General features: G+C 67.3%; 8 protein-coding genes and 1 pseudogene. 4 read left to right on the top strand and 5 right to left on the bottom strand.

The annotated features are described in order from the left end of the window. Positions 1 to 169: 169 nt before the first annotated feature. Together BC793_RS48325 and BC793_RS48330 are read left to right on the top strand one after the other, a co-directional pair. Complete coding sequence (locus BC793_RS48325; protein WP_249037429.1) at positions 170 to 1,141, top strand: Acg family FMN-binding oxidoreductase; 972 nt, start codon at positions 170 to 172, stop codon at positions 1,139 to 1,141. Continuing rightward, positions 1,138 to 1,617 (top strand): nitroreductase/quinone reductase family protein, encoded by a 480-nt coding sequence (locus BC793_RS48330; RefSeq protein ID WP_239170768.1) that lies wholly within the window; start codon positions 1,138 to 1,140, stop codon positions 1,615 to 1,617. The genes BC793_RS48325 and BC793_RS48330 overlap by 4 nt, the downstream gene beginning before the upstream one ends. A gap of 263 nt (positions 1,618 to 1,880) precedes the next feature. Here BC793_RS48330 and BC793_RS48340 read toward each other — a convergent pair. From BC793_RS48340 to BC793_RS48355, 4 genes and pseudogenes are all read right to left on the bottom strand, one after another. Beyond that, positions 1,881 to 2,400: pseudogene (locus BC793_RS48340) on the bottom strand (hypothetical protein); the annotation flags it as partial. A 183-nt stretch (positions 2,401 to 2,583) separates the two neighbouring features. Further along, positions 2,584 to 3,264, bottom strand: coding sequence for a hypothetical protein (locus tag BC793_RS48345; protein ID WP_109603389.1), 681 nt, complete (start codon positions 3,262 to 3,264; stop codon positions 2,584 to 2,586). Positions 3,265 to 3,646: 382 nt separating this feature from the next. Further along, positions 3,647 to 4,132 carry a hypothetical protein gene (locus BC793_RS52150; RefSeq protein ID WP_239170766.1) on the bottom strand — a complete coding sequence of 162 codons (486 nt, stop codon included), beginning with the start codon at positions 4,130 to 4,132 and terminating at the stop codon, positions 3,647 to 3,649. A gap of 334 nt (positions 4,133 to 4,466) precedes the next feature. Further along, complete coding sequence (locus BC793_RS48355; RefSeq protein ID WP_109603391.1) at positions 4,467 to 4,691, bottom strand: hypothetical protein; 225 nt, start codon at positions 4,689 to 4,691, stop codon at positions 4,467 to 4,469. Between the two features lie 5 nt (positions 4,692 to 4,696). Here BC793_RS48355 and BC793_RS48360 point away from each other — a divergent pair, with 5 nt between their 5' ends. Continuing rightward, positions 4,697 to 4,951 carry a hypothetical protein gene (locus BC793_RS48360; RefSeq protein ID WP_109603392.1) on the top strand — a complete coding sequence of 85 codons (255 nt, stop codon included), beginning with the start codon at positions 4,697 to 4,699 and terminating at the stop codon, positions 4,949 to 4,951. 368 nt (positions 4,952 to 5,319) lie between these two features. Here the strand turns inward: BC793_RS48360 and BC793_RS50090 are convergent, their stop codons facing one another. Next, positions 5,320 to 5,466 carry a hypothetical protein gene (locus BC793_RS50090; protein WP_158319602.1) on the bottom strand — a complete coding sequence of 49 codons (147 nt, stop codon included), beginning with the start codon at positions 5,464 to 5,466 and terminating at the stop codon, positions 5,320 to 5,322. A gap of 492 nt (positions 5,467 to 5,958) precedes the next feature. Between BC793_RS50090 and BC793_RS48365 the strand changes: the two genes are divergently transcribed. Beyond that, a complete protein-coding gene (locus BC793_RS48365) occupies positions 5,959 to 6,717 on the top strand; it encodes a MerR family transcriptional regulator (RefSeq protein WP_109603393.1) in 759 nt (252 codons plus the stop codon). Positions 6,718 to 7,450: the final 733 nt, after the last annotated feature.

Below are 7,450 nucleotides of genomic sequence, written 5' to 3' on the forward strand. Positions count from 1 at the left end.
TGAACGCCCGGTTCCTCGCCGTGCTCGCCGACCGGCTGCACGCCGCCCGTGCCCGGCTCGCCGAGTTGTACGCCTACCCGGACACCGAGCCGGGCGAGTACCGCTGACCCTGGCCGGGCCGGTTGTCGTCCTGGCCGCCGGTGCAGACGAGAACGGAAGGGGCGCGATGATGACGACATCCTTGGACATGCAGACCCTCACCACCTGCGTACAGACCGCCGCTCTGGCGCCGTCGCTGCACAACAGCCAACCATGGCGTTTTCAGATCGATGGCGGCACTGTCGAGGTATTCGCCGACCGCGGCCGGCAGCTCGAGGTCCTCGACCCGTCGGGTCGGGAACTGCTGATCAGCGTCGGCGCCGCCGTCTTCACTCTGCGCCTGGCCATCGGCATGCAGGCCCGGACACCGCAGGTGATCATCTTCCCCGACCCGGCCCGTCCGGAACTCGTCGCCCGCATCCGAACAAGTCAGGTCACCACACCATCGGTACAGGTCCGCGACCTGGCCGCGGTGATCAGCAGCCGGCATACCAACCGGCGCCCGTTCATGAACGCGGTGGTGCCGGCCGACGTCATGGAACAGCTGTGTGCCGCCGCCGCCCACGAGGGTGCCACCCTCACCCAGGCGGGGGCGGTCACCCGGGACGCGATCGTCGGCCTCGCGCAGACCGCGGAGGCGCGGCTGCGGGCCCATGGCGGCTATCGCGCCGAACTCGGCCAGTGGACCCAGCCCCGCCCGCACCGGCGGGACGGGATCCCACCCACTGCGTACGGGCCGTGGGACGCTCTGGAACACCTGCCGCTGCGTGACTTCGGGCTGGTCCACCCGTACCCACAACGAACGGCCGCCCGGTTCGAAGCTCACCCGACGATCGCGGTCCTTGCTACCGAGGGCGACACCCCGGCCGCCTGGGTTCGTGCCGGGCAGGCTCTGCAGCGGGTACTGCTGACCGCCACTCGCCATCACCTGGCAACCACCCCGATCAGTCAACCCGTGGAGATTCCCGCCGTGCGTGACCTGCTCACCGACCCGGCGACCGGCCGGACCGCACAGATGATCATCCGGCTGGGCTACGCCGCACCCGCTGCGGCGACACCCCGCCGCCCACTCACCGACATCCTCGAGAGCGGGCAGCCATGAGCCTGTCGCGCCGGTGGCGGCGATGGATGTACCGCGGTGCCCGCCCCAACCGGCTCGCCCGGCTGCTCAACCGCATCGCGGGCGTTCAGCACAGTACCGGCTTCCTCGGGCCACCGGGGTGGGTAGTGCTGGAGGTGACCGGCCGGGTGAGCGGACGCACCGTCGGGTTCCCTCTGGTGATCGCCGACCACGACGGGGAACGGTATCTGGTGTCGATGCTGGGGGAGAACGCGAACTGGGTGGCAAATGTCCGCGCTGCGAACGGTGAGGCCGTCCTGCGTCACGGCCGTCGGCGCCAGGTCCGGCTGGTCGAGCTGCCGGTCGCCGAGCGGGCCTCGATTCTTCGCCGCTATCTGGCCGTCGCGCCCGGTGCACGAGCTCACTTCCCGGTCCACCCCCAGCAGCCACTGGCACAGTTCGAAGCAATCGCCGCCGGCTATCCGGTATTCCGCATCACGACGCGTCCCGGGCACTAACCGTCCGAAACCTTCGCGCGACGACTGTGCGACATCAGTCGGAGTCACCGTCGCCCTGAACTGGTCCGCCGCCGAACTCGATCCGCTGGCCCTGGCTGACTCCTGCTACGAAAGGCAGGCTATGGCATCAAGACTCCGATCAAACAACCCGTCTGCGGTGAACCCCTCGTTCCCGACAACCGGCGGCTGCGCAGCCTACGCTGCACGACGAACGCGGTTTCGCGATCCTGATCGGCCGCTGGAAACGCTGCGACATGCCACCGTCAGCCCGCGCCGGATCGGCGACATAGTCGCCGCCGCGCCGTCGGCATGATCATCGCTGGGATCGGTGCACTGTTCGAGGACGACAAGCTCATTGTCAGCGGGGACAGCCCGAAGACCTCGCGGACGGCGCCAGGACCTACGGCCTTGCCGTAAGTAGTCCTCGGCGAAGCGGTGGTAGGCCAGGCCGGTCGTATCGAGCAGCACGGAAGACAGCCGGTCGGCACCGTCAGGATCCGGTCGGTTGGGAAAGCCGATGTTGCCGGCGTGCCACCGGTCGTCGTCGGTTTGCCGCCACAGACAGCCCGTCGCTTGCAGCGTGCCTTCGTAACTGAATGCCGGTTCGTTCACCGCGGCAGAGAACATCTCCGGCACGGTGGCGACCAGTCCCGGCCACAACTCCTCGTCGTTTCCGGCGGGGGTCATCGAAGACTCATGATCGAATCCCCGGACGAAGGCTCCCGCGGGCGAGAACACGATCGACCAGGCGTCTCCGGAGCCGTTGTCCATCGACGCCATCCGGGGGTGGGTGACTCACCGACTTCGCCGCCATGGCAGATCTGCGGCATGGCTACCTGGTGTCGGCGGCCTGCTGCTTCGGAGGTTGTTCGGTAGCCGTACGTGTGCCGCCCCGGCGAGCGAGGCCCTTGCCGCACTGAAAGGCTAATCGACCCGCCCGCTCGTGGCGTACGGAACACCACGTCGTCATCCGCTACCAGCCTGGGGCCAGACGCGCACCGTCAGGTTGATGCCTGCGTCGTCCTGGCCCGTGATATTGGCGAAAGCCATTCTCCCCGACGAGGTGACAAAGCAGAATTTACCGCCCGTGCGCGGATACTCCATATCCCGGAACGAATTCGCCGGTGGCGTCTTGAGATGACTCCGGCAGGTGTCGAATGCCTCCTGTGGCGGCAGCGTGTCGTGAACGCCGTAGAACCCTTCCGGGGCGTGCAGATTGACGTCCCAGAATAGTGGACCGGTCTCGTAGTAAATGTCGTCATCGCCTTCGAGTCCGCCCTTATCTGCCTGCACCGACGCATTCTCGCCGTCAATGTCGGCTGACGCTTTGCGGGGAAGGTGGAAGGAGAACCGCCTGCCGGACGCGGGTATCTCGCCAGTTGCCTCGGTGGAGGCCGGTGAGGATTGCCCCTCCGGTGGGCTGGGGGAGGGCTGGGCCACTCCCGGCTTCGTTGTCGCCTTGGCCTCGGCGGACTCCCGTTCCTTCTGGTCGCCCATCAGAGAGAGGACGGCAACGAAGACCCCAACACAGGCTGCGACAAAGCTGAGGATGGCGACCAGGCCGGCGAGTGTAGGGCTTGCGAGCGTGCCGAAATTGAGCCGGCTGCTGCGGGAAGCGGAACTCGGACTCGATGCCGACTCGTCCACCTTTGGATCGCTCGAAGTAGTCAACGTTATTTGACCTTGGTTTGTATGGCTGTATAGGTGCAGTCAACCTAGCAAGGAGTTTGTACCAGCGTCCAAGCACTAAGCCTTGGTCTCGAGGTCAGGTATGCGACATGGAACTGGGTGAACCGCGGCCCTCGCTTGATCGGTTGATGTGACCGTTCCGGCCGCCGTTCTCGACTGGCACGCGATCGATTGGCGTGCCTGCGAGGATCACCTACGGCGTCGGCGTCAGAGGATCTAAACGGCGTCGTAGGCCCAGGACCACATGCGGGTCCGGAATCTGCAGAGTTGATGCTCCGGTCCCGGTCGAGCACGCTGCCGGCGGTCCGAACGTCTCCAGCCCGCCGCTACTGCGGACGGCTCAGTCCAACGCCGTCTCGGGATGACGGCCAGTACAGCCCGGTAGGTGCCGCCAGCAGGTCCAGGCGTCCCAGTCGCCCAACGCTGCACGCGTCTCCAACTCCTGGTGGTGCCCGATCGTGGCCAGAAGCAGGGCGAACGGTTCGCGGACCTCCACGTAGCCGGCGTCGACCGCTTCCCGAAGCACTTTCAGAGCCTCGTCGCTCTGTCCCGTGCGCGCGAGGAGACCCGCCAATGCCAGCGTCGCGGCCAGCGAGCCGGACTCGTTGTTCCAATCCACCTGGTCCGCCCTGTCGGCGAGCCGCCGAATCATCGCGACGAAGCGTCCCGGTCGGGCGCGCCGTCGGAGCTCGCTAACGTCACCCACGGTGGTCAGCAGCGCGACAAGCTTCTCCGTGCTCTCGACGTCGAGCCTGCTCACCGAGGAGCTCAACAACTCGATGGCGCCGCCCAGGTCGCCGCGCTGCTCCAGCAGGCCTGCGCCCATGCCGCCCGGTGCGCGCCGTCGGGGCACAACACACAGCCGTGGCGATGGATCGTTTACGGAGACCGGATGGAGCTCCACCCGTCGCCGAGCGCAAGCTGCACTTTAGGACCCTGACGACCAGATGCTGCTGATCAGCTGCGGGACTGCCCCTGCACCACGCGCGGGTTGCCGTGCAAGCCAGCGGCTGGGATCACCTCATCGACCGGACAGCCGCGGCCCGCTGGCGACCTTTCGCCTCGTCAGCCGGATCGCAGCCGATCCAACGGCGACCCGGCTCCTCGAGCAGCTGCCCGTACGACACGCCGACCGGCGGACACTCGGCGACGAACCAGTCTCAGCCGAGATTCTCGAAGCGCTGATCGCAGCGGCCGAGGACGTAGGGGAGCGGCTGCACATATTCACCGGCGACCAGCAGATCGACCTCGCCGTCCTGATAGAGCGCGCCCAGCAGACCGAAAACGCCGACGAACGGCGGCGTAACGAGACAGCCTCCTGGGTAGGAGGCGACCGGACTGGAGGCGCCGGGATACCTGACGCCAATCTGCCGCGACGGTGCCACAGACCATGGTGGCACAACGAGACTTCGACACCCTGTCGCCCGGATCGGGGCACGACAACGCTGCCAGCTACGCCGTGCTCTACGGCACAGGCGATGAGTCGATCGACTGGCTGCGGGCCGGTGAGGCGCTCAGCGCCGTGTGGCTGACGGCCACCGCGTACGGCGTCAGCCTGATGCCGATGAGTGGCCCCGCGTCGAAGTGCCGTTCACCCGTCACCAGCTCGACAGGATGCTCGGCGAAATCGGTCACCCGTACCTAGTCATGCGGCTAGGCATTCCCGACACGGCGTCCGATGGCCCTGGCAGGACCCCGCGCCTGCCCGCTGAGCAGGCCATTGAGCTGCACGGCTGACCCGCGACGACGAACGGCGACCACCCGCGACGATTCTGAAGAGGCCGTCCAGGCCCGCCGCACGCGTCAGCGGGCGACGCGAACGTGCAAGCCTGCGCTATCTGCCCCCGCATCGACGGCCGGGTTAAGTGATCGCCGGTGACGGACGCCTGGGTTGCGCTGCGGAGTATCCGCCCAACACACGCGTCGCCGGTATCCGATCCTCCGGACACCGGCGATAGCGTGCGAGCGGGAACCCATCCACTGCCAGAACCCGGCGAACGTCCCGTGCCGGGCTCAGTACAGCGAGGCCGGATCGAGTCCGAGGACGTTGAGGAGGGTCGCCAGCACCATTGCGATACTTATCCCGCCCGCGATCATGATGGCGAACATGATCAACGCCATCACGAGACTCTTCGCAGTACCTGCCAGATCAGCGAGCATGATCTGGCGGTAGTTAGTTCGCGGCCACTCGATCGGTGGGAGCTTCGCACTGCCGGTCGGACTCGTTGTGGACGCGGTCCATGCCGGGGAATCGTGACTCACCCCGACCCGGAAGCCTCCCCGCGAACTACGGGAGCCGTCTCGCTCTGAGTGCTGCTCTGGCGAGGTTGCCTGCACCATGATGTCGCCTCCTTCGGCCACAACTAGCGCGATATTTGCCTTCTTCATCGGCAGACCGCGCCTGCCGATGAGGGGCCATTCGACCTGTTCTGCGGCCCGCCGTCGTGATCTCGCCGACCACCGGCGGGCTCGTGGCGTACGCCCTGCACACGCAGCGTCCGGCGCAAGATGTCGCCGATGGGGCAGGGGAGTCCTCTCGGTCGAAGGCGGCCGATACGGGTGTGGCGTTGACTTTGCCGTTGCGTCAAGGTCCAACCTTGGACGCAGGCCGGAGCGGTTCCGGCTGGTGAAATGCGTGGAGGGACGGCGGCGGTGGCGTGGTCGATCACTGAGGTAGCGCAGACGGCCGGGGTCACATCTCGTACGCTGCGGCACTACGACGCGATCGGCCTGCTGCCCCCGGCCTACGTCGGGATCAACGGCTATCGCTACTACGAGCAGCCACAGTTGCTGCGCCTGCAGCAGGTTCTACTGCTACGCGAACTCGGCTTGAGCCTGGAGACGATCGCCGAAGTCCTCACCGGTCAGCGGGACCGGGTCGAGGCCCTACGGGGGCACCAGGAATGGCTGCATGCCGAGCAGCAGCGCCTGGCACGCCTGGCCGCCACCGTCGCGCGCACCATCGAGCACTTGCAGGAAGGGACAGCCATGAGCGCATCGGAGATGTTCGACGGCTTCAGCCAGCGTCGGACCGAGACCGAAGAGGCCCTGGCCGCTCGCTACGGGGATGGCGTGCGGGAGCACTTCGCGGCCGCCAACGAGCGCACCAAGGGATGGACGCAGCAGGACTACCTCGACGCCCAGCAGGAGGGTGAGCGGCTGGACGCCAGGGTTCTTCAGCTCCTGCGCTCCGGAGTGGCACCGGACGCGCCGGAGGCGCTCGACGTCATTGGGGACCACCACCGCGCTGTCGCCCGGCACTGGAGCCCGGACAAGGTGAGCTACACGGGTATGGGGCAGCTGTACTTGGACGACCCGCAGTACCGTACCCGCTACGACGCCCAGGACCCGGGCCTGGCGCAGTACTACCGCGACGCCATCACCGCTTACGCCGACCAGCGCCTGAACTGACCAGCTCGTTCGCCGGGATGAACGCGGCGCGGTGTGCGGGGCTTGATCGCAACTGACCCGGCTCGTCATCGCCGCCTCGGTCGCCCCGCCTGCCCCTCGTGTAGCCGCGTGGCGGGGTGGCCCTTTCACGGTACTGCCGCTGTCCGTTGGGGGTTCGTCTACCGGACACGGGTCCTGCTCCGTCGCTGTCACCGCAAGGGAGCTGTGCGCGCCGTTTTGCTGCGTTCGGCGAGGTTGGGGTGGGGTCCCAGGCAAATACGCTGCTGAAGTACCCGGGACTTTCAGGGCTCCTCACCGCGGTGTCTGCGAGAAGCACGGCTGTGCCCGCCCAGAGCGGCCACGGTGCCCGGGCAAGCGCACGGCAGCCAGCTGACGTTGTGGGGACAGTTCGAAATTGAGCGTTGACCGCCGGCAAGCAGTTGACCCGGGCTTGCGGCTTCGGCCTTCGTCTGGGCAGTCCCTTCGCAAGCGGCCCTGGTGCCACCAGGCGGGTCTCGGCGCGCTCGTTCGGCAGCGCCGTCGGCCTCGCGCCGCTGCGGCGTAGCTCGCGGTGCGGTGCCCGCCTGCGTCCGGGTACGCGGGTACGTCGCGGTCTGTTCGTGTGGCACCGGATTTCGTTGCCGCCCCCAGCTGTAGAACCGCGATGCGGGTGTTTGCCGGTCACGCGTTGAGGAAACAACCGTGGCCGTTGAATCCCCCGGTACTTCACGGGCATCCGCAGCACACGGACACT

It is taken from the genome of Actinoplanes xinjiangensis (assembly GCF_003148685.1).
GTDB lineage: Bacteria > Actinomycetota > Actinomycetes > Mycobacteriales > Micromonosporaceae > Actinoplanes > Actinoplanes xinjiangensis.